Origin of the sequence: Rhabdaerophilum sp. SD176 (assembly GCF_030143245.1) — a bacterium.
Lineage (GTDB): Bacteria > Pseudomonadota > Alphaproteobacteria > Rhizobiales > Beijerinckiaceae > Rhabdaerophilum.
This window is the reverse complement of sequence record NZ_JARJNS010000004.1, coordinates 468,195-488,645: the sequence shown is the minus strand read 5'-3', so window position 1 is coordinate 488,645 and position 20,451 is coordinate 468,195. Positions and strand designations below refer to the sequence as shown.

The 20,451-nt window shown below is 64.0% G+C and carries 21 protein-coding genes; 10 read left to right on the top strand and 11 right to left on the bottom strand.

Going from position 1 to position 20,451, the window contains the following annotated elements; genetic code table 11:
- Positions 1–224: 224 nt before the first annotated feature.
- Both P0652_RS11930 and P0652_RS11925 read left to right on the top strand, forming a co-directional pair.
- A complete protein-coding gene (locus P0652_RS11930; protein ID WP_284179027.1) occupies positions 225–614 on the top strand; it encodes a DUF2147 domain-containing protein in 390 nt (129 codons plus the stop codon).
- Between the two features lie 52 nt (positions 615–666).
- Positions 667–1,767: an ATP-dependent DNA helicase gene (locus P0652_RS11925; RefSeq protein ID WP_284179026.1), complete on the top strand. Its 1,101-nt coding sequence runs from the start codon at positions 667–669 to the stop codon at positions 1,765–1,767.
- Here the strand turns inward: P0652_RS11925 and P0652_RS11920 are convergent.
- The 4 genes from P0652_RS11920 to P0652_RS11905 form a co-directional block, all read right to left on the bottom strand.
- Positions 1,760–2,182 carry a hypothetical protein gene (locus P0652_RS11920; protein WP_284179025.1) on the bottom strand — a complete coding sequence of 141 codons (423 nt, stop codon included), beginning with the start codon at positions 2,180–2,182 and terminating at the stop codon, positions 1,760–1,762. The genes P0652_RS11925 and P0652_RS11920 overlap by 8 nt on opposite strands.
- Positions 2,183–2,185: 3 nt before the next feature.
- Positions 2,186–2,887 (bottom strand): glutathione S-transferase family protein, encoded by a 702-nt coding sequence (locus P0652_RS11915; protein WP_284179024.1) that lies wholly within the window; start codon positions 2,885–2,887, stop codon positions 2,186–2,188.
- A gap of 243 nt (positions 2,888–3,130) precedes the next feature.
- Complete coding sequence (locus P0652_RS11910; protein ID WP_284179022.1) at positions 3,131–3,388, bottom strand: hypothetical protein; 258 nt, start codon at positions 3,386–3,388, stop codon at positions 3,131–3,133.
- Positions 3,385–3,858 (bottom strand): GNAT family N-acetyltransferase, encoded by a 474-nt coding sequence (locus tag P0652_RS11905; protein WP_284179021.1) that lies wholly within the window; start codon positions 3,856–3,858, stop codon positions 3,385–3,387. Before P0652_RS11905 ends, P0652_RS11910 begins: the two co-directional genes overlap by 4 nt.
- 131 nt (positions 3,859–3,989) lie before the next feature.
- Between P0652_RS11905 and P0652_RS11900 the strand changes: the two genes are divergently transcribed.
- A complete protein-coding gene (locus tag P0652_RS11900; RefSeq protein WP_284179020.1) occupies positions 3,990–4,544 on the top strand; it encodes a DedA family protein in 555 nt (184 codons plus the stop codon).
- A 64-nt stretch (positions 4,545–4,608) separates the two neighbouring features.
- Here P0652_RS11900 and P0652_RS11895 read toward each other — a convergent pair whose 3' ends face one another.
- The 5 genes from P0652_RS11895 to P0652_RS11875 all read right to left on the bottom strand — a co-directional run bounded on the left by P0652_RS11895 (position 4,609) and on the right by P0652_RS11875 (position 9,083).
- A complete protein-coding gene (locus P0652_RS11895) occupies positions 4,609–4,917 on the bottom strand; it encodes a hypothetical protein (RefSeq protein ID WP_284179019.1) in 309 nt (102 codons plus the stop codon).
- 182 nt (positions 4,918–5,099) lie between these two features.
- Positions 5,100–6,122, bottom strand: a complete 1,023-nt coding sequence (locus P0652_RS11890) for a GNAT family N-acetyltransferase (RefSeq protein WP_284179018.1) — start codon at positions 6,120–6,122, stop codon at positions 5,100–5,102.
- Entirely contained in the window at positions 6,119–7,603 is a 1,485-nt protein-coding gene (gatB, locus tag P0652_RS11885; RefSeq protein ID WP_284179017.1) for an Asp-tRNA(Asn)/Glu-tRNA(Gln) amidotransferase subunit GatB, read from the bottom strand. Before gatB ends, P0652_RS11890 begins: the two co-directional genes overlap by 4 nt.
- 87 nt (positions 7,604–7,690) lie before the next feature.
- Entirely contained in the window at positions 7,691–7,909 is a 219-nt protein-coding gene (locus P0652_RS11880) for a hypothetical protein (protein ID WP_284179016.1), read from the bottom strand.
- Between the two features lies 1 nt (position 7,910).
- Positions 7,911–9,083 (bottom strand): pyridoxal phosphate-dependent aminotransferase, encoded by a 1,173-nt coding sequence (locus P0652_RS11875; protein ID WP_284179015.1) that lies wholly within the window; start codon positions 9,081–9,083, stop codon positions 7,911–7,913.
- Positions 9,084–9,259: 176 nt separating this feature from the next.
- On the opposite strand from P0652_RS11875, the gene P0652_RS11870 reads away from it, so the two are divergent.
- From P0652_RS11870 to aat, 6 genes are all read left to right on the top strand, one after another.
- The gene (locus tag P0652_RS11870; protein WP_284179014.1) at positions 9,260–10,675 is read left to right on the top strand and encodes a M48 family metalloprotease; all 1,416 of its coding nucleotides are present in this window, start codon (positions 9,260–9,262) and stop codon (positions 10,673–10,675) included.
- A 32-nt stretch (positions 10,676–10,707) separates the two neighbouring features.
- Positions 10,708–11,499: a DsbA family protein gene (locus P0652_RS11865; protein WP_284179013.1), complete on the top strand. Its 792-nt coding sequence runs from the start codon at positions 10,708–10,710 to the stop codon at positions 11,497–11,499.
- Positions 11,500–11,613: 114 nt separating this feature from the next.
- Complete coding sequence (aroQ, locus tag P0652_RS11860; RefSeq protein ID WP_284179012.1) at positions 11,614–12,054, top strand: type II 3-dehydroquinate dehydratase; 441 nt, start codon at positions 11,614–11,616, stop codon at positions 12,052–12,054.
- A gap of 35 nt (positions 12,055–12,089) precedes the next feature.
- Positions 12,090–12,569, top strand: coding sequence for an acetyl-CoA carboxylase biotin carboxyl carrier protein (accB, locus tag P0652_RS11855; protein WP_284179108.1), 480 nt, complete (start codon positions 12,090–12,092; stop codon positions 12,567–12,569).
- Position 12,570: 1 nt separating this feature from the next.
- Positions 12,571–13,929, top strand: coding sequence for an acetyl-CoA carboxylase biotin carboxylase subunit (gene accC, locus P0652_RS11850; RefSeq protein WP_284179011.1), 1,359 nt, complete (start codon positions 12,571–12,573; stop codon positions 13,927–13,929).
- 65 nt (positions 13,930–13,994) lie between these two features.
- The gene (gene aat / locus P0652_RS11845; RefSeq protein ID WP_284179010.1) at positions 13,995–14,681 is read left to right on the top strand and encodes a leucyl/phenylalanyl-tRNA--protein transferase; all 687 of its coding nucleotides are present in this window, start codon (positions 13,995–13,997) and stop codon (positions 14,679–14,681) included.
- Positions 14,682–14,697: 16 nt separating this feature from the next.
- Here aat and P0652_RS11840 read toward each other — a convergent pair whose 3' ends face one another.
- Together P0652_RS11840 and P0652_RS11835 are read right to left on the bottom strand one after the other, a co-directional pair.
- The gene (locus P0652_RS11840; protein ID WP_284179009.1) at positions 14,698–15,363 is read right to left on the bottom strand and encodes a DUF2155 domain-containing protein; all 666 of its coding nucleotides are present in this window, start codon (positions 15,361–15,363) and stop codon (positions 14,698–14,700) included.
- 80 nt (positions 15,364–15,443) lie between these two features.
- Positions 15,444–15,848 (bottom strand): NADH:ubiquinone oxidoreductase subunit NDUFA12, encoded by a 405-nt coding sequence (locus P0652_RS11835; RefSeq protein ID WP_284179008.1) that lies wholly within the window; start codon positions 15,846–15,848, stop codon positions 15,444–15,446.
- 735 nt (positions 15,849–16,583) lie between these two features.
- On the opposite strand from P0652_RS11835, the gene P0652_RS11830 reads away from it, so the two are divergent.
- The gene (locus tag P0652_RS11830; RefSeq protein ID WP_284179007.1) at positions 16,584–20,303 is read left to right on the top strand and encodes a vitamin B12-dependent ribonucleotide reductase; all 3,720 of its coding nucleotides are present in this window, start codon (positions 16,584–16,586) and stop codon (positions 20,301–20,303) included.
- Positions 20,304–20,451: the final 148 nt, after the last annotated feature.

Sequence of the window (20,451 nt, the reverse complement as noted above, 5' to 3'; positions counted from 1 at the left end):
CCTGTCCGGCATTCACGCTCCGCTAAGGCTGAAATCCTGATTTCCCTATTGGAATCAAGGATTCAGCTTCAGGCAAGATTCCTTTCCGGAAGCTTCTCTCAACCATTCCCAAGATTGACGCCCTGACGCGGCCTCGCGCGGCCATCTGACGAGGCCCTTGACGTTTTTTTGTTTATATGTGAACTGATCTCATAAGAACAAATTCAAACAGGGAGAATCTGACCATGCGAAACGCCCACGCAATGCTACTGGCTGCCACGATGGCTTCGGGCCTTGGCCTCATGGCCACCCCGGTCATGGCCAATGAGCTCCAGGGCACCTGGCAGCGCACGGATACGAATGCGAGCCGGGTCCGCTTCTCGAAATGCGGTGATGCGTCCTGTGGGTCGATCATCTGGCTGAAGGAAACATCCGGCCCGGCAAAAGTGGGCCAGCGCGTCTTTTTCGACATGAAGCCGAATGGTGACAATCGCTGGGTCGGCAAGGCGTTCAACCCGGAAGACGGCAAGAGCTATTCCGGCAAGGTGCTGATCAACGGGAAACAGATGATCACCGAGGGTTGCGCACTGGCGGGCCTCGTGTGCCGCAGCGTGAACTGGGTCCGCGTGGACTGAGACCCCGAGGGACCCCCATTCCCGAATCGGGCTGAACGGCTATAGAGGCGGGATGGAGTTCAGCCCGCAGCAGGATCGCGCGCTTGCCGCGATTTCCGATTGGCACAAGGCGGCCCGCCGGAAGCGCGGAGAGCCGGTTTATCGGCTGTTCGGCTATGCGGGCACCGGCAAGACAACCCTTGCGCGACACATTGCCGAGGGTATCGACGGCGATGTGCTGTTCGCCGCCTTTACCGGCAAGGCCGCTGCCGTCATGCGCGACAGAGGCTGCGGCGATGCCCAGACCCTGCATTCCCTCATCTATCGCTCGAAAGACAGCGAGAACGAGGAGCCGACCTTCGTCCTCAACCGGCAATCTGATGTGAAGAAGGCGGAACTGGTCATCGTTGACGAATGCTCGATGGTCGATGCCGAACTGGGGACAGACCTTCTGTCCTTCGGTGTGCCTGTGCTGGTCCTCGGCGATCCCGCGCAGCTTCCCCCGGTCAAGGGCGGCGGCTTCTTCACCGAGGCCGAGCCGGATGTGATGCTGACGGAAGTGCACCGGCAGGCCGCCGGCGATCCCATCATCCATCTTTCGATGCTCGCCCGGAACGGCGAGCGGCTGCCGGCCGGCGAATATGGCGACAGCCGGGTCATCCGCCGCGAGCAGATCGACGCGCAGCAGATCCTGGCAGCCGACCAGGTGCTGGTGGGCCGGAACGAGACCCGACGAAAATACAATGCGCGGATCCGCACCTTGCTGGGCAAGATCGATGCCCTGCCGGAAAAGGACGAGAAACTCGTCTGCCTTCGCAACAACCGTCAGAAGGGCCTGCTCAACGGCTCGACCTGGACCGTGAAGCTGGTCGGAGAGCGCGTGGGCGAGTTTGTCCATATGCGCGTGGCCCCGGATGACGGGAATGGCCCGACGGTCAAGGTTGTGGTGCCACGTGGCTTTTTCGAGGGGATCGGCGAGGAGATCCCCTGGGAAATCCGCCGGCATGTCGAGGAATTCGACTACGGTTACGCGCTCACCGTGCACAAGGCGCAGGGCTCGCAATGGGACCGCGTGGTGCTGTTCGACGAGAGCTTCGCTTTCCGCGAGCACCGCACGCGGTGGCTCTACACCGCCATCACCCGCGCAGCGAAGGCGCTGACGGTCGTCATCTGATTCCGGGGCAATTCGGCACCACGGTCAGCCAGTCGGGACTGGCCGAGGTATCATATACATAGAGATGGACGAAGCGATCCGGCTGGCCTGCGCAGCCGGGGACCGGCCCAACCAGCCGCCCGACCAGCCGCCCGGTATGCGCCTGTCGGCTGCGTGGCTCGCCGGCTTGCTCGGCCACGTCGCAGAGCGGCTCGCAATGCGGGAATTTCGGCTCAGGCCCGGTCTGGACATAGAGCATCGACTGGGTGCGCGAGAAGCGGATGCGATAATGGTGGCGGGCCGGGTCAGCGGCCACCGCCATGAAGGCCTCACGCGATTCGAGGCAGAAATCGCCGAAACAGGACCGGGTAATCTCGATGGATCCGGCCCTTGCCTCGGATGCGCAAAGCAGCAAGGCGAGGACCGCAAACCGCATCGATCAGGATTTCGCCTTGTTTCCGAACAGGATCTCCTGAACCTTGGGATCCTTCATGTTCTGCGAGGACGGGTCCCGCTTCTCCGAGCTCACGGCGAGGCCCCGCTGTACGGCCGGGCGTGCCAGGAAGGCATCGAGCCAGCGCTTTGCATGAGGGAACTCGGTAATGTCCTGGCCCTGCCGTTCCCAGAGCTTCGCCCAGGGGCCGATGGCAATGTCGGCGATCGAATAGTCGCCCGCCACCCATTCGCGGTCCTTCAGGCGCTTGTCGAGCACGCCATAGAGCCGCTTGGTTTCGTTGGTATAGCGGTTGATCGCATACTCGATCTTTTCCGGCGCATAGATCCGGAAATGGTGCGTCTGGCCGAGCATCGGGCCGAAGCCGCCCATCTGCCAGAACAACCACTGGTCAACCTCGACGCGCTTGCGCTCGTTGACCGGGTAGAGCTGACCGGTCTTGCGGCCGAGATACTGGAGGATGGCGCCGCTCTCGAAAAGCGAGATCGGCTCGCCGCCGACAGTGTCATAATCGACGATGGCCGGCATCTTGTTGTTCGGCGCGATTTTCAGGAAATCGGGCTGGAACTGCTCGCCCTTGGTGATGTCGACGAGGTGGACCTCATAGGGAAGCCCCATTTCCTCGAGGGCAATGGAAATCTTCCAGCCGTTCGGTGTCGGCCAGTAGTGAAGATCGATCGGCTGCATGAGGCGCTCCAGCATTCGGAATGTGCCCTGTCATATCGCGATGCGCCGCGCCGCAACAAGGGGGGAGCCGCGATAAGGCCGGGCACAAAAACGTGACGATGCCGGAAATGCAACGTCCGCTTGCTTTACGGGGCGAGAAAAGCGGCGCAGCATGTCGTTGTTCTTTCAGTTATATTTCAGGTTTTCCGAATGCATCGGCGTTTCCGGGCAGTCATTGTGGCCCTGCCCCTGCTTGTCCTTCTGTCACCCTCGCCCGGCCTGCCAGCCCAGCTGCCCGGGCAGCATCCGCTCCGGCCCGAGGACAATTCCGGCCAGGCCGATGCGGCCGGCCCCTTCCTCCGGCCCCAGCGAAAGGCCAGCGATCGGCAACGCGAAAGCCTCGCCCGAACGCGGCGATGCGGTCAGGAATGGCGCGCTCTCAAGGCGGGCGGACGCAAGGGCGAGCAGGATTGGCGCGCGTTCAGCCGGGAATGCCGGGAACGGCTGAAGGCGCGCGGTCACTGACCGGCGAGCGCCTTGCCGAAGCCCTCATGGCGTTGCTCGTAGCCGAGGTTGCGGTAGAACCGATGGGCATCGACGCGCTTCTTGCCCGAAGTCAGTGTCACTTCTGTCGCGCCGCCCTGCCGGGCGATGGCTTCCGCCGCCGCCACGAGCCTGGCGCCGACCCCCATGCCGCGGGCCGCAGCGGCAACAAACACGGAATTCAGCACAACCTTGAGCCGGCCATGTGAAGGCAGGCCACGCAGGAAATAGAGATGCACGAAGCCGAGCACCCGGCCCTCGTGGCGCGCGACGATCACGCGGTGATCCGGATTGGCAAGGATGGCTTCGAAGGCAGCCCGGTAGCCCGGCGCAAGATCATTCGTCCAGGCATCGCCTTTGCCCCCGACCTCGTCTTCCGCGAGGATCTGCACCAGCGCCGGCAAATCGGCCGCCAAAGCCCCCTCCACAACCGGCTGTTCCTGCACCATGTCTGCCTCTGTTCCGCCTTCCGGAATTCGTTCTTGCGCCTCGATTACCCATAACCTGGCACAGGCGCTAGACGGGGGCTTCCCGTCCCGCTAACACACCCTGCCCCGCCGCCTCTCGAACCCCGGTTCCCATGGCCATTGAGATCGAAACGTCCCGGATCCTCGAGTTCGTCCAGGCCAACCAGTCCATGGCACCGCTCGCCATCTTCCTGATGGCAATGGGCGAGACCATCGTGATTGTCTCGGTCTTCATTCCCTCGACATTCCTGCTTTTCGCCATCGGCGGCATCATGGCAGCTGCCGGGGTGCCCTTGATGCCCTCGCTGCTTGCGGGCTGGCTCGGCGCATCCCTCGGCTTCTCGATCATGTATCTGATCAGCGCCTCGATGGGCGACCGGATCCTGACCTTCTGGCCGTTCCGCACCTATACCGAGACTGTGGGAAAAACGATCGCCTTCTCACGCAAATGGGGTGTATGGGGCGTGATGATCGGTCATTTCGCCGGGCCCTTGCGCGTCCTGATTCCAATCGTCGCCGGAATCTCGCGAATGCGGCCAATCCCCTTCATGGCCGCGAACCTGCTCGGAGCCTTGGGGTGGATCGTCACCTTCTTCGCGCCGGGGCATCTCGTTGTCTCATCGGAATGGTTCCGGAGCATCTTCTCCGGCTTTCTCAAATTTACCTGAGACGAAAAACCCCGCCCTTTCGGGGCGGGGTCACGAATTCATTCCGGTCAGCCCGGCTTGCCCGTCATTCGCAGACGCGGCGAGTGACGCGGACCCAGCGGCCGCGATAATCGTCCCAGACGCGCTCGCGGACACGGTAGCAGACCGGCTCTTCGACATAGACCGGGCCGGGGGCGTGGTAAACCGGCGCGCCATAGGCGCGCGGGGCCAGCAGCGCACCGCCGATCAGGGCGCCGCCGATCAGACCGGCTGCCAGAGCGGCGTTCCGGCCGCGACGGGCTTCGGCTTCCTGCACCGGAAGGGCCGCGAAGGTCAGCGCGAGCGCTGCGGCGGCCAGAGCCGAGGTCTTCTTGAAAGAGATCGCGTTGATCATGGTCATTCTCCGCTGTTGGTCGAAGCCTGCGGGGCACCGCCCCTTCCTGCCAATCGGCTTCGTCGATATACCCATATACTTGCCGCCTGGATGCAAAAGTGCGCTATCGCACCTGTAGGGAAGCTGAATGAACCGGGGCAAGAACGAGGCAGGGACCGCGATCAAGAGCATGCCCCCATCCTTCAGAGCATCTTGGTAAATTGATACTCTGAAGTCCGCGAAATGTCACCCAGATCGCGGGTCTGCCCGGTCGCCTCGTAGCCAAGCCGGCGATAGAGGCCGTGGGCCGACGTGAAGCGCGTGTCGGACCAGAGGATCATCCGGCGCGCCTCATCGGAGCGCGCGAGAGCCTCAACATGGAGGACAAGCCGCGCCGCGATACCCTGCCGCCGGCAATCCGGCCGGACATAGAGCCGGTGCAACTCCGCGATGCCGGGCTCCGGCAGATCATAGGCGACGGAGGCACAGATGCGCCCACGCGTATCCTCCAGCACGAGAAAGGCCCCGCCCAACGGCATGGGGCGGCCATCCGGCCCAGGGCGCGTCCGTTCGAGCCAATGCCCGGGCTTCACAAGATCGGGCAGATCCTCATGCGGATCGACAAAACAGCCGGGATACTCGGCGAAACACAAGGCCAGCAGTCCGAACAGATCCTGCGCGTCCTCGTCACGGGCCGGGCGCAATGTCCAGAGCGGCAAGGCAGCTTCGAGAACGAGATGAGCGATGCCCGCTTCGGCATCGCCGCCGCAGGCGACGCCAGAGGAAACGGGCAGGAAGCCGTGCCGCCGGTAGAAGCCCAGCGCGCGGGCATTGCGTGGCTCGACCTCGAGCCGCGCATGGCGGGCCGCAGGAAAGGTTGCGAGCAGCTTCTGCAAGAGCCGGCGTCCGAGGCCGCCGCGCTGGAACTCGGGCAGGATGTAGATGCGGCTGATCTCGATCCAGCCCTCGGGGGCGAGATGTGCAGAGGCCGTGGCTATCACCCGGCCATCCGCTTCGGCAACAAGGAAGGCGCGTTGACCCGGCTGGGCCAGCATGTCCTCCATCTGACGCTGCAACGCTTCGGGCGAATGCCAGCGCGACGTTATCTCGGCGACCTTCGCCGCGCCGAGCGCCTCGTCATAAGTGGCATGCCAGGTCCGGACGAGCACATCCCGGACCGCGGCGAGATCCTCTTGCTGGACGGGCCGGATCACAGGGACGTTCACTCGATCCCCAGTTTCGACTTGAGCAGGTCGTTGACAGCGGCCGGGTTTGCCTTGCCGCCGGAGGATTTCATCACCTGGCCCACGAACCAGCCCAGCAGGGTCGGCTTGGCCTTCGCCTGCTCGACCTTGTCAGGATTGGCGGCGATGATCTCGTCGACGACCTTCTCGATCGCGCCGGTATCGGTCACCTGCTTCATCCCGCGCGTCTCGACAATCCCGGCGGGGTCTCCGCCTTCGGTCCAGACGATCTCGAACAGGTCCTTCGCGATCTTGCCCGAGATGGTGCCCGCGCCAATGAGATCAATGATTCCGCCGAGCTGGGCGGCGCTGACCGGGCTCTCGGTCACGCCGAGGCCCTCCTTGTTGAGGCGACCGAACAGCTCGTTGATCACCCAGTTCGCGGCGATCTTGCCATCGCGGCCACGAGCGACGGCTTCGAAGAAATCGGCGCTTTCGCGCTCCATGACCAGCACCGAGGCATCATAGGCTGTCAGGCCGTACTGGCGCATGAACCGGGCCTTCTTGTCGTCGGGCAGTTCCGGCAGACCGGCTTTCAGCACCGCGACGAACTCTTCCTCGAGCAGCAGCGGCAGCAGGTCCGGATCGGGGAAGTAGCGGTAATCATGCGCTTCTTCCTTCGAGCGCATCGAGCGGGTTTCCCGGTTGCCCGGATCATAGAGGCGGGTTTCCTGGTCGATCTTTCCGCCATCCTCGATAATGGCGATCTGACGGCGGGCCTCGACCTCGATGGCCTGACCGATGAAACGGATGGAATTGACGTTCTTGATCTCGCAGCGCGTGCCGAAAGGCTCGCCAGGCCGGCGGACGGAAACGTTCACATCGGCGCGGAGATTGCCCTTCTCCATGTCGCCATCACAGGTGCCGAGATAGCGCAGGATCTGGCGCAGCTTGGTAACATAGGCCTGCGCTTCCTCGGCCGAACGAAGGTCCGGCTTCGAGACGATCTCCATCAGTGCAACACCGGCGCGGTTGAGATCAACGAAGGAATTGGCCGGGTCCTGATCATGGATCGACTTGCCGGCATCCTGTTCGAGATGCAGGCGCTCGATCCGCACCATGATCGGCTCGGCTTCGCCGGGGATATCGACAATGACCTCGCCCTCGCCAACGATCGGCTCGGCGAACTGGCTGATCTGGTAGCCCTGCGGCAGATCCGGGTAAAAATAGTTCTTCCGGTCGAACCGGGACTTGCGGTTGATCTGCGCCTTCAGCCCGAGGCCGGTGCGGACTGCCTGCGCCACGCATTCGCGGTTGATGACCGGCAGCATGCCCGGCATGGCAGCGTCAACGAAACTCACATGGGCGTTGGGCTCGCCGCCAAAGGCCGTCGAGGCCCCGGAAAAGAGCTTCGCGTTCGAATTGACCTGGGCATGGATCTCCATGCCTATGATGATTTCCCAATCGGCCTTGGCGCCTTTGATCCAGTATTTCGGCGGGGCAGAACGGATATCGAGCGACATGATGCTGCTTTCACGATCGGTGGAGGATTCGCTTTTCGCGAGGGTCGCGGCCAGCGTCAAGGGTTTAGGACGTCCTGGGCGTCCGGGCTAGCGCGTATTGCGGGCGAGAGCCTTGCGCAACAGGCCGGCAGCGAGGCCTGTCGCGAGGAAGATACCGGCCCCGACAAGCGCCTGCCACCAGCGGATCGTGAGGTCGGCATCGAACAGGCTGCGGATGGCGACCATCACGAAAAGGGCTGCGATCGCGAGGCAGAGCACCCGCATCGCGACCAGAACCGCCAGCATGATCATGGTGGAAATGGGCATTTCAGGGCGCCAGCCAGCGCTTCAGGCGCGCCACGCCTTCGAGGATATCCGCTTCGCTGCCGGCATAGGAAAGGCGGATGAAGCGATGGCCCTCGCTGCGGTCGAAATCGAGGCCCGGTGTGATGGCGAGACCGGCCTCGTGCAGGGCCTTTTTCGAGAAGGCCATGGAATCGTTCGAGAACCGGCCGATATCGCAATAGGCGTAGAAGGCGCCATCCATCGGCAGCGGCTTCAGGCCAAGTGCCGGCAGCGCCTCCATCAGCACCGCGCGGTTGCGGGCATAGCCGGCCTTGATCGCCTCCAGTTCCTCCTCGGCCTCGAAGGCCGCGATCGCAGCGACCTGGCTGAGATAGGGCACCGAGATGGCAAGGTTCTGCGCGAGGCATTCCAGCGGCCGGACCATCCGCTCCGGCACGACCAGCCAGCCGATGCGCCAGCCGGTCATGCAGAAGTATTTCGAGAAGGAGTTGACGATGATCGCCTCGTCCGAGCCGGCAAGCGCCGTTGCTTCCTCACCCTCGTAGGTCAGGCCGTGATAGATCTCGTCCGAAACCAGCCAGAGCCCGAGTTCGCGGCATGTTGACGCGATGGCAGCCACTTCGCTGGCCGATGTCAGAACACCGGTCGGGTTGGCGGGGCTCATGACCAGTACGGCATCGAGCGGCGTGCGGGCATGGGCGGCGCGGATCGCCGCGGCAGAGAGCACGAAGCCTGTTTCCGGCCCGGTCGGGATTTCGACAGCCTCGATGCCCAAGGCCTGCAGGATGTTGCGGTAAGCGGGATAACCCGGCGAGGGAATGCCGATGCGCCCGCCGTGATCCAGCATGGCGAGAAAGGCCAGGATGAAGCCGGCGGAGGAGCCCGTGGTCACGGCGACGCGCGTGGCAGGAACATCGATCCCGTAGCGGCGGCGATAATGACCGGCAATGGCCTCGCGCAAGGCGGGCAGGCCAAGCGCCTCGGTATAGGCGATGCGGCCGGCCTCGAGCGCCCGCATGGCGGCCTCGCGCACGGGGCGCGGCGAAGGGGCGCCGGGCTCGCCGACCTCGAGATGGATGATCCCCGGCCGGCCGGTGCGGGCTGCCTCGCGGCCAAGATCCCGCGCCTCGCGCAGGACATCCATGGCGATGAACGCGGCGATCTGCGAGCGGCGGGAAAGGATAGGGCTCGGCATGGCGGCTCCTCGGGCTCAGGCGCCGGGCCTTCTCCGCCGTTCCTTCCCGCAAGTCAATAATCCCCCAGCCTGCAGGACATTCGCCTCGCCATCCATCACAAGACCGCGAATCCCGCTGCCCAGAATTGACCGCATTGGTCGCTATAGCCTATGCCGGTTCGACCTGCGGAGAAGTCATGGTAGTGGACGCGCTGCCCTCACATCCTGAAGCCCGGCCCCGGCATTGGGCCCGGAAGATGCTCTCGCTTGTCATGGCGGGCGTAATTGCTCTCGGCTCGCTCGTGCCGGTGGAGGCACAGCAGCGGCGGATCAGCTTCATCCGCGATGCCGAGATCGAGCAGGTCATGCGGGACTATCTTGACCCGATCCTCGGGGCGGCGGGCCTGCGGAAAGGCTTCATTCGCGTCGTGCTGGTGAATGACCGGAGCTTCAACGCCTTTGTCGCAGACGGAAAGCGGGTCTTCGTCAATATCGGCGCGATCATGGATTCGCAGACGCCGAACCAGATCATCGGCGTGCTGGCCCATGAGGCCGGGCATATTGCCGGCGGCCATCTCGCCCGGCTCCGCAACGAACTCGAAAAGGCGCAGGCCATCGCCATCATCGGCACCCTGCTCGGCGGCGCGGCTTTGATCGGGGCGGCACAATCCCGGCAGATCGGCAGCAATTCGACCGGGGCGATGGGCGCACTCCTCACCGGCCCGGAAATGGCGCGCCGTTCGCTGCTGGCCTACCAGCGCGGCGAGGAACAGGCGGCAGACCGTGCAGCCCTGACTTTCCTCGAAAAGACGCGGCAATCGCCGAAGGGCATGCTCGAGACGTTCGAGCGCATGTCGAATGACATGCTGTTCTCCTCGACGCGGCTCGACAAATACACCCAGAGCCACCCGCTGCCGCAGGATCGTGTCGCCTCCCTGCGCGAGGCGGCGGTGAAGTCACCCTTCTTCAACGAGAAGGATCCGCCGGCCCGGCTGATGAAGCACGAGATGATCCGGGCGAAGCTCTATGCCTTTACCGGCAATGCCAGCGAAGTGGCACGGCGCTATCCCGGCCACAACACCTCCCTGCCGGCCCGCTATGCCCGCGCGATCATCGACTACCGGTTCGGCCGGCCGGACAACGCCCTGAAGGCGATCGACGCCCTGATCGCCGAGCAGCCGGGGAACCCGTATTTCTGGGAGCTCAAGGGGCAGGCCCTGCTCGAGGCAGGCCGCGCGAGCCAGGCCGTGGCGCCTTTGCGGCGGGCGGTGTCGCTGGCGCCGAACCAGCCGCTGATCCGGACGATGCTCGGCCACGCGCTCGTGGCCGCAGACACACCGCAATCCATCGCCGAGGCAATCAAGGAACTGACCAACGCGACCAGCCGGGACCCCGACAATTTCGAAGGATTCCGCTATCTTGCGCAGGCCTACGGCCGCAAGGGCGACGAGGGCAATGCCGCCCTCGCCGCTGCCCGTGGCGCCCTGATCGAGGGGCAATTCCAGGATGCGCAGCGTTTCGCACGGCGCGCCATGCCCCTGCTGCCCCCGAATTCCGCTGCCTATCTCGCCGCCCGGGACATCGCCGAAGCGAAGCCCGAGAAGACCAATTGACCTCCCGATTCCGCAGCCCAGAAGGAACGACCATGCGCCGCCTCCCCCTCTTCGCCCGCATCCGGATGCTCGCGGCTTCCAGCATCCTGCTGGTCGCCAGCCAGGGCACAAGCTTCGCGCAGGGCACGCCGCCGGCCAGCCCGCCTGTTGATCGGAGCGCCATCGAATCCATCGTGAAGGAATATCTCCTCAAGCATCCCGAGGTGATCCAGGAGGCGATGATCGAACTGGAGCGGCGGCAGAAGGAGGAGGAGCAGAAGGCAATCCGGCGCCTCACGGCTGACCCGAAGAGCCCGCTCTACGTGTCCGAGCATCACACGGTTGTCGGAAACCCGAACGGCGATGTGACCATTGTCGAGTTCTTCGATTTCAATTGCGGCTTCTGCAAGCGCGGCCTCGCCGACATCCAGAAGATCCTCGATACCGACAAGAATGTCCGCGTCGTGATCAAGGAGTTCCCGATCCTCTCGCCCGGCTCGCGGGATGCCGCCGTGGTGGCCCTGGCGCTCCGCCAGCAATTCGACAAGGACAAGCTGTGGAAGTTCCATGCGAACCTCCTGAACACCCGGGGCAGTGTCGGCCGTGATCAGGCGCTTGCGGTGGCCAAGGATCTCGGCGCCGACCTGAAGAAACTCGAGACGGCGATGGCCTCGCCGGCCATTCCGCTGGCCCTCGAGGAATCTCGCGGGCTGGCGGATGCCCTCGGCATCAACGGGACGCCGAGCTATGTGGTGGCCGAGGAACTGATCATCGGCGCGCGCGGCTATGACGAACTCTCCAAGCGCGTGCAGGCCTGGCGCCAGTGCAAGAAGGCGGAATGCTGAGACCGGATTCGCAGCCTGCCCGGACTTCTCAACAGAGGGCGTTTCCGTTTTGCGATGTTTTGGGCTAGAGAGGGCGCCCTTGCGTAACGCAAAATGTGGCGGGCAGGCAGAAGCATGCGTCAGATTCACGTCCTGAACGGACCCAATCTCAACCTTCTCGGCAAGCGCGAGCCGGGCATCTATGGCACCAAGACGCTCGAGGATATCGAGGCTTCATTGCAGGCCATCGCCCAGCGCGAGCATATCCAGCTTGTGTTCCGGCAGACGAATTTCGAGGGTGGGCTTGTGACGCATATTCACGAGGCCGGTGAGGTCATGGCGGATGTCATCCTCAATGCCGGGGCCTATACCCACACTTCTGTGGCTGTCCGTGATGCGATCAAGGCAGCCAAGGTCCGGGCCATCGAGGTGCATCTGTCCAACGTGCATGCCCGCGAGGAGTTCCGGCATCATTCCTATATCGCACCGGTTGCCATCGGGGTGATTGCGGGCTTCGGCGCGAACAGCTATGTGCTCGCCCTCCGCGCATTGCTCGATATGCCGCCTGCGGCCTGACACAGCGAGACGACGAATTCATGAAAGCCCCATCCATGGCCAAAGACCTGACCATTGATCCCGATCTGGTGCGCCAGATCGCCCTGCTGATCTCGGAGACTGACCTGACCGAGATCGAAGTGGAGAAAGGGGATCTGCGGATTCGCGTGGCCCGGCAGGTTACCGTGGCGCCCGTCATGCAGACGGTCGCTGCCGCTCCGGCCGTTGCGGCGGCACCTGTGGCCGCAGCCGCGGCGGTGTCCGCCCCCGCTGCCGACAAGCCGGCGGATCTCGGGGCCCATCCGGGTGCCGTGCGCTCGCCGATGGTTGGCACGGCCTATCGCCGTCCCTCGCCGGGCGCCACCGCTTTCATCGAAATCGGCAGCCAGGTGAAGCAGGGCGAGAAACTGCTTCTGGTCGAGGCGATGAAGACCTTCAACGAAATCGTTGCGCCGCGCGCCGGCACCGTAACGCATATCCTCGTCGAGGATGGCCAGCCAGTCGAGTATGGCGAACCGCTGGTGGTGATCGAGTAACATGTTCGACAAGGTCCTCATCGCCAATCGCGGCGAGATCGCGCTTCGCATCCTCCGCGCCTGCAAGGAACTCGGGATCGCCACGGTTGCGGTCCATTCGACGGCCGATGCGGATGCGATGCATGTGAAGCTCGCCGATGAAAGCGTGTGTATCGGCCCGCCCTCGCCGCGCGATTCCTACCTCAACATTCCCTCGCTGATCGCCGCCTGCGAGATTACGGGCGCCGATGCTGTCCATCCCGGCTACGGGTTCCTGTCGGAGAATGCCCGGTTTGCCGAAGTGCTTGAACAGCACAAGATCGGCTTTATCGGCCCGAAATCGCAGCATATCCGCACGATGGGCGACAAGATCGAGGCGAAGAAGACAGCTGTCCGTCTTGGCATCCCCGTCGTTCCCGGCTCGGAAGGCGGGATTACCGAGGACGAAGAGGCCAAGCGTGTTGCGGCCGAGATCGGCTTTCCCGTGATCATCAAGGCCGCAGCCGGCGGTGGCGGCCGCGGCATGAAGGTGGCCCGCACCGAGGAGGATCTCTCCTATGCGCTGGCGGCGGCGCGCACCGAAGCCAAGGCGGCGTTCGGGGATGATGCGGTCTATATCGAGAAGTATCTCGAAAAGCCGCGGCATATCGAGATCCAGGTTCTGGGCGACGGCAAGGGCGGGGCGATCCATCTCGCCGAGCGGGATTGTTCGCTCCAGCGCCGCCACCAGAAGGTCTGGGAGGAAGGCCCCTCGCCCGCCCTCAATGCCGAGCAGCGCGAGAAGATCGGCGGCATCGTCGCGAAGGCCATGTCGGAGCTGGGTTATCTCGGCGCCGGGACGATCGAGTTCCTTTACGAGAACGGCGAATTCTATTTCATCGAGATGAACACGCGCATCCAGGTCGAGCATCCGGTGACGGAGATGATCACCGGGATCGACCTCGTGAACGAGCAGATCAAGGTGGCGGCCGGCTCTCCGCTCTCGGTCAGCCAGAGCGACATCAAAGTGTCCGGCCACGCGATCGAATGCCGCGTCAATGCCGAGCACCCGGCGACGTTCCGCCCCTCGCCCGGCATGGTGACCTATTTCCATCCGCCCGGCGGGCTCGGCGTGCGGGTGGATTCGGCCGTGTATCAGGGCTACCGGATTCCGCCGCATTACGATTCGCTTGTGGCGAAACTGATCGTCCACGGGCGGACGCGGAATGAATGCCTGATGCGCCTTCGCCGTGCCCTTGACGAGTTTGTCGTCGACGGGATCGAGACGACGCTGCCGCTGTTCCGAACGCTGGTCCGGAACCAGGATATCCAGAATGGACTCTATGATATCCATTGGCTGGAGAAGTTCCTGCGCGACGGCGGCATGGGTGAACTGGCCTGACGGCACACGCGCCGACAACGCGGCGCGGCACCGCGCCAGCCCCTTTCAGGAAACGGGCCGTAGCCATGCAGGATGACGACCAGGATCTCCCGATCACTCCGGATATCCTGCTGCGTGCCTATGCGGCCGGCATCTTCCCCATGGCGGAAAGCGCAGAGGATCCCGGCCTTCACTGGATCGAGCCGCAGAAGCGCGGCATCCTGCCGCTCGACCGGTTCCATGTCGGCTCCCGGCTGATGCGGCTGGTGCGGCAGGCACGCTATCGCGTGGTGGTGGACCGTGATTTTGCAGCCGTGATCGAGGCCTGCGCCGCGCCCCGGCAAGAGGAAGGCGCGACCTGGATCAACCGGCCGATCCGGCGGCTCTATGGCGCGCTGTTCGAGCAGGGATTCTGCCATACCGTCGAGGTTTATGACGGGGAGGCGCTGGTCGGCGGCCTCTATGGGATCGCGCTTGGTTCAGCCTTCTTCGGCGAAAGCATGTTCCACCGCGCGCGGGATTGCTCGAAGATCGCGCTGGTCCATCTGGTGGCGCGGCTCCGGGCGGGCGGGTTCACGCTGCTCGACACGCAGTTCGTCACGAGCCACCTCCAGCAATTCGGCGCGACCGAAATTCCGAGGAAGGCCTATCGCGCCCTGCTCGATGCAGCCTTGGACAGGCAGGGCGATTTCCATGTCTGGCCGGCCGAGGGGCCCGGCCATATCGGCACGGTGCTTGCCGCGCTCGGGCGGGCCAAGCCCCCGGCACCATAAAACTGGCGGTTGGACTTCAGTTCCTCGGGCCGGGATCATAGGCCGCGCCGCCGCGGGCCGGCCCGGTATTGGTGGGGAAGAAGCGCTGCTGTGGCTGGGCGCGCGGCGCAACGCCCGCCGGCGGGACCGGCGCACCACGGCCGGTGCTGTCCGGCAGGCGCAACGGGGCATTGGTAGCGGCCTGGCCCGGGCCACGCTGGACCGGAGAGACCGGCCGGGGCGGCTGTTTGCGATCGGCGGCGAGTGGCGGCGGCGTCTCCTCGACCTCGTCGGCTTCCGGCGGGGTCTTGATGATCTCCGTCCCGCCCTTGCAGTCGGTCAGCCAGACATCATAGACCGGGTGCTCAATGGCGTTCAGGCCCGGGCTGGCCGCGAACATCCAGCCCGCGAAGATCTTCTTGTACTGGTTGTCGGTGCTGACCTCCTCGACCTCGAGGAAGGTGGTCGTCTGCGGGTTCTCGTAATCCGGCCGGGAATAACAGATGCGCGGCGTCAGTTGCAGCGAGCCGAATTGCACCGTCTCGTCGACGGCGGCCTCGAAGGCGATGATCCGCCCGGTAATCTTGTCGAGACCGGAAAAGACTGCTGTGGGGTTCTTGATCTTGTCGGCAAGGGCCGGAGCCGCCATGAGGCCTGCAAGGCTCAGGCCGACAAGCGGGAGCAACCGAAAATGCCGGATCATGATGTTTCTTCGAATCCCTTCCCGCGCCAGCGCGGCAACGGCGCCTGCCCTATCACTGAAATCCGGACGAAAAAAGGGCGTTACGGGCGCCAAGGCTCGTATTCACCGCGCGTACCGGCCGGCTGCCCCTGCGCCAGGATCGACCCGGCCGGGCGATAGGCATCGGCCGTGCCGGTCGGGTTGCCCTGATGCGGCAATTCCCATTCCTTCGCGGCGTAATCCTCCTGCGAGGGCGGCATCGCAACCCGGTGATGCATCCAGCCATGCCAGCCGGGCGGGATCATCGAGGCATCAGCCTCGCCGTTATAGATCACCCAGCGGCGCTCGTGGCCAAGGGCCGGATCCTTCGCGCCGCCGCGCGTACGGTAATAGATGTTGCCGAACTGATCGGTGCCGACCTTCTCGCCCTTGCGCCATGTCCAGAAACGGGTGCCGAGGGTCTGGCCATTCCACCAGGTGAAAATCTGCAGGAGAAGGGTCTTCATCGTGGTCTTCCGGTTTTGCGAATCGCTGTCGGGCGGAATGTGATTCGTCCGCCTGCTCCAGCAAGCGCCGCATGACGCTGCTTCTCGCAAATTTGCTGACCGAGGTCCAGCGATTCCAAGGGTGGAGACCGGATTCACGCGTGATTTCAGAGCCCGGGACCGGCATTGCGCCTTGTGCCTCGGCTGCCCTGAGCCGCTACATCTGGTATCGGCCCGGCGCGGCCCGATGGGGAATCACCCCCTGGAATCTTTGCCGGCTGAACCCGCCAATGCGGCAAAATTCGCCGAAGATTCCGCTTGATTTTTTGCCGGTTCAGGAGGCCACCGAGTCACCCGCCGAGAAAAATCCTGACTCATCATACCGTTGCGAAGAATCGCCGAATTGTCCCCACGATTCACAAGTTAGTCACCAGATGTTGCGACCATCATGTGGATACCCAACTAGATATTGACGCCCTCGAAGCGGCTGTCCTAGCTTGGGCGTCTTCGCGACAGAGACCGCCGGGCCAGATCCGGCGTCAAAAAAAGCGGGGTTCGGGATACGGCCGGGGGGCCGGCTTTCCGGGCCACCCAAAGTCTCTTCCGCGAACAGGGTCGGGGGTTCTGGCACGTCAAACGGAGCAGGCGGGGGCCGTGAGTATTCACGGCTCAATGCGGATTCGCCTCTCCATAGCGGTTCGGGCGCTTCGCAAGAGCAAGGTCAGCGGTGCCGAGGCACCCAAAAGGGGACGAGAGATGAAGTTCGAACGGCTTTACACCCAGGCAGGCCAGACGCCCTATTCGGGCCTGGCCTTCCACGAGACACGCTCGGAGATCAAGAATCCCGACGGCTCGGTGGTGTTCCGACTTGAGAAGCTGGAAGTTCCCGAGAGCTGGAGTCAGGTGGCCGCCGACGTGCTGGCGCAGAAGTATTTCCGCAAGGCCGGCGTGCCGGCGGTGCTGAAGCGTGTCGAAGAGAACGATGTCCCCTCGTTCCTCTGGCGCTCGGTGCCGGACGAGGCCGCCCTCGCCGCGCTGCCCGAGAAGGAGCGCTATGGCTCCGAAACCTCCGCCAAGCAGGTTTTCAACCGGCTGGCCGGCTGCTGGACCTACTGGGGCTGGAAGGGGGGCTATTTCACCTCCGAGGATGACGCACAGACCTTCTTTGACGAGCTTTGCTACATGCTCGCCACCCAGCGCGTCGCGCCGAATTCGCCGCAATGGTTCAATACCGGCCTGCACTGGGCTTACGGTATCGATGGCCCGGGCCAGGGCCATTTCTATGTCGATTACAAGACCGGGAAGCTGACCCGCTCGAAATCCTCCTACGAGCATCCGCAGCCGCATGCCTGCTTCATCCAGGGCGTGCAGGACGACCTCGTCAACGAGGGCGGGATCATGGATCTCTGGGTGCGCGAGGCGCGCCTGTTCAAATACGGCTCCGGCACGGGCTCGAACTTCTCCGCGCTGCGCGGCGAAGGCGAGAAGCTTTCCGGCGGTGGCCGTTCCTCAGGGCTGATGAGCTTCCTCAAGATCGGTGACCGTGCTGCGGGCGCGATCAAGTCGGGCGGCACGACGCGCCGCGCGGCGAAGATGGTGGTCGTCAATGCCGACCATCCGGATATCGAGGCCTATATCGACTGGAAGGTGAAGGAAGAGCAGAAGGTCGCTGCGCTCGTCACCGGTTCGAAGATCAATGCCAAGGCCATGAAGGCGATCATGCGCGCCTGCCTCAATTGCGAGGGCGATGGCGATTCCTGCTTCGATCCGGAGAAGAACCCGGCCCTGAAGCGCGAGATCAAGGCTGCGCGCCGCGTGATGGTGCCGGACAACTACATCAAGCGCGTGATCCAGTTCGCCAAGCAGGGCTACAAGGATCTCGAATTCGACATCTATGATACCGACTGGGATTCCGAGGCCTATCTGACCGTTGCCGGCCAGAACTCGAACAATTCCGTGTCTCTGACGGATGATTTCCTGCGTGCGGTCGAGGCCGATGGCGACTGGAACCTGATCCGCCGCATCGACGGCAAGGTGGCCAAGACGCTGAAGGCCCGCGACCTCTGGGAGAAGATCGGTTATGCGGCCTGGGCCTCGGCCGATCCGGGCCTGCATTTCAACACGACCATGAATGACTGGCATACCTGCCCGGCTTCGGGGCGGATCAATGCCTCGAATCCGTGCTCGGAATACATGTTCCTCGACGATACGGCCTGCAACCTCGCATCGATGAACCTGCTCCAGTATTATGATGCGGAGGGCCGCGCATTCGATATCCGCGCCTATGAGCACACGATCCGGGTCTGGACGCTGGTGCTCGAGATCTCGGTGCTGATGGCGCAGTTCCCGTCGAAGGAGATCGCCGAACTGTCCTATGAATTCCGCACCCTCGGCCTCGGCTATGCCAATATCGGCGGCCTGCTGATGACGATGGGCCTGTCCTATGATTCGGATGCCGGCCGGGCGCTCTGCGGCGCCCTGACGGCGCTGATGACGGGGATGAGCTATCGCACCTCGGCAGAGGTCGCTTCCGAGCTGGGCCCCTTCCCGGGCTACAAGAAGAACGCGGCGCATATGCTGCGCGTCATCCGCAACCATGCCCGCGCCGCCCGTGGCGAAGCCACCGGCTACGAGGCCCTTGCGGTCAATCCGGTGCCGCTCGACCATGCGAATTGCCCGATCCCGGCGCTTGTCACGCATGCCGTGGCCTCCTGGGATGGCGCCCTCGCGCTCGGCGAGAAGCATGGCTATCGCAATGCGCAGGTCACCGTGATTGCCCCGACGGGCACGATCGGCCTTGTCATGGATTGCGACACGACGGGCATCGAGCCGGATTTCGCGCTGGTGAAGTTCAAGAAACTGGCCGGTGGCGGCTATTTCAAGATCATCAACCGCGCGGTTCCGGCGGCCCTGCGCACGCTCGGCTACAGCGAGGCCCAGATCGGCGAGATCGAGGCCTATGCGGTGGGCCATGGTTCGCTCCGGCAGGCGCCGGGCATCAACCACACCACCTTGCGGGCCAAGGGCTTCACCGACGAGATGCTCGAGAAGCTCGAAAAGGGCCTGCCCTCGGCCTTCGACATCAAGTTCGCCTTCAACCGCTGGACCTTCGGCGACGAAGCGATGAAGGCGATGGGCATCACCGACGAGCAGCTCAATGACATGAGCTTCGAGCTGCTGCCCTTCCTCGGCTTCTCGAAGAAGGAGATCGAGGCCGCCAATATCCATGTCTGCGGGGCGATGACGCTGGAAGGCGCGCCGCATCTCAAGCAGGAGCATTACGCGGTCTTCGATTGCGCCAATCCGTGCGGCCGGCTCGGCAAGCGCTATCTCTCGGTCGAGAGCCACATCACCATGATGGCGGCGGCGCAGCCCTTCATCTCGGGGGCGATCTCCAAGACGATCAACATGCCGAACGAGGCGACCGTCGAGGATTGCAAGAGCGCCTATCTGCTCTCCTGGCGCCTGGCGCTGAAGGCCAACGCGCTCTACCGCGATGGCTCCAAGCTCAGCCAGCCGCTCAACTCCGCCCTGATCGAGGACGAGGCCGAGGAAGCCGACGAGGCGGTCGAGGCGCTGGTGGCGATGCCGAACGCGGCGCGCGTGGCCCAGATCTCGGAGAAGATCGTCGAGCGCGTGATCGAGCGGATCGAGAAGGTGCGCGAGCGCGAGAAGCTGCCGGGCCGCCGCAAGGGCTATACCCAGAAGGCGATTGTCGGCGGGCACAAGGTCTATCTGCGCACCGGCGAATATGAGGATGGCCGCCTCGGCGAGATCTTCATCGACATGCACAAGGAAGGCGCCGCCTTCCGGGCCATGATGAACAATTTCGCCATCGCGATCTCGCTCGGCCTGCAATATGGCGTGCCGCTCGAGGAATATGTCGATGCCTTCACCTTCACCCGGTTCGAGCCGGCGGGCTTCGTGCAGGGCAATGACGCCATCAAGTCGGCCACGTCGATCCTCGATTACGTGTTCCGCGAGCTGGCCATTTCCTATCTCGGCCGCGAAGACCTTGCCCATGTGACGCCGGATGATCTCGGCGCGACGACCCTGGGCCGGGGCGACGATGCCGAGGGCCTGCCCTCGGGCTCGACGCCGGCGGCGCGGGTGGTTTCGAAGGGCCTCGTCCGCGGCCGCGCCACCAACTATCTCGGCGTGGTCGAGGGCGGTGCCGGCGGCGGGGCAATGGCGGCCACGGCCACCAGCACCACCACCGTCTATGCCATGGCCGGCGCGACAGCGCTGAAGGCGGATACCTCGATCGCGGAAGCCATCGAGAGCCTCGGCTTCGTGGCGCCGGCGGCGCGACCGGCCGGTGCCGCCGCGACTAACGATATCGCCACCAAGCGCTCCATCGCCAAGATGAAGGGCTATGTCGGCGAGGCCTGCCCGGAATGCATGAACTTCACTCTGGTGCGGAACGGCACCTGTCTGAAATGTGATACATGCGGTTCAACGACGGGCTGTTCGTGATCGGCGGTCCCCTTGTTTGATCCATAAGACATAAAGCCCGGCTCCGGCCGGGCTTTTCCGTTGACCGGCCCTCTCCGTCATGGCCGGGCCTGGCCCGGCCATCCACGACTTGGCGATCCTCCACGAGCAGAGCCGGTGGACAAGTCAT

Coding starts and splice junctions, on each gene's coding strand:
- P0652_RS11930 (WP_284179027.1), top strand. CDS start 225: ATGCGAAACGCCCACGCAATGCTACTGGCTGCCACGATGGCTTCGGGC.
- P0652_RS11925 (WP_284179026.1), top strand. CDS start 667: ATGGAGTTCAGCCCGCAGCAGGATCGCGCGCTTGCCGCGATTTCCGAT.
- P0652_RS11920 (WP_284179025.1), bottom strand. CDS start 2,182: ATGCGGTTTGCGGTCCTCGCCTTGCTGCTTTGCGCATCCGAGGCAAGG.
- P0652_RS11915 (WP_284179024.1), bottom strand. CDS start 2,887: ATGCAGCCGATCGATCTTCACTACTGGCCGACACCGAACGGCTGGAAG.
- P0652_RS11905 (WP_284179021.1), bottom strand. CDS start 3,858: ATGGTGCAGGAACAGCCGGTTGTGGAGGGGGCTTTGGCGGCCGATTTG.
- P0652_RS11900 (WP_284179020.1), top strand. CDS start 3,990: ATGGCCATTGAGATCGAAACGTCCCGGATCCTCGAGTTCGTCCAGGCC.
- P0652_RS11895 (WP_284179019.1), bottom strand. CDS start 4,917: ATGATCAACGCGATCTCTTTCAAGAAGACCTCGGCTCTGGCCGCCGCA.
- gatB (WP_284179017.1), bottom strand. CDS start 7,603: ATGTCGCTCGATATCCGTTCTGCCCCGCCGAAATACTGGATCAAAGGC.
- P0652_RS11880 (WP_284179016.1), bottom strand. CDS start 7,909: ATGCCCATTTCCACCATGATCATGCTGGCGGTTCTGGTCGCGATGCGG.
- P0652_RS11875 (WP_284179015.1), bottom strand. CDS start 9,083: ATGCCGAGCCCTATCCTTTCCCGCCGCTCGCAGATCGCCGCGTTCATC.
- P0652_RS11870 (WP_284179014.1), top strand. CDS start 9,260: ATGGTAGTGGACGCGCTGCCCTCACATCCTGAAGCCCGGCCCCGGCAT.
- P0652_RS11865 (WP_284179013.1), top strand. CDS start 10,708: ATGCGCCGCCTCCCCCTCTTCGCCCGCATCCGGATGCTCGCGGCTTCC.
- aroQ (WP_284179012.1), top strand. CDS start 11,614: ATGCGTCAGATTCACGTCCTGAACGGACCCAATCTCAACCTTCTCGGC.
- accB (WP_284179108.1), top strand. CDS start 12,090: ATGGCCAAAGACCTGACCATTGATCCCGATCTGGTGCGCCAGATCGCC.
- accC (WP_284179011.1), top strand. CDS start 12,571: ATGTTCGACAAGGTCCTCATCGCCAATCGCGGCGAGATCGCGCTTCGC.
- aat (WP_284179010.1), top strand. CDS start 13,995: ATGCAGGATGACGACCAGGATCTCCCGATCACTCCGGATATCCTGCTG.
- P0652_RS11840 (WP_284179009.1), bottom strand. CDS start 15,363: ATGATCCGGCATTTTCGGTTGCTCCCGCTTGTCGGCCTGAGCCTTGCA.
- P0652_RS11835 (WP_284179008.1), bottom strand. CDS start 15,848: ATGAAGACCCTTCTCCTGCAGATTTTCACCTGGTGGAATGGCCAGACC.
- P0652_RS11830 (WP_284179007.1), top strand. CDS start 16,584: ATGAAGTTCGAACGGCTTTACACCCAGGCAGGCCAGACGCCCTATTCG.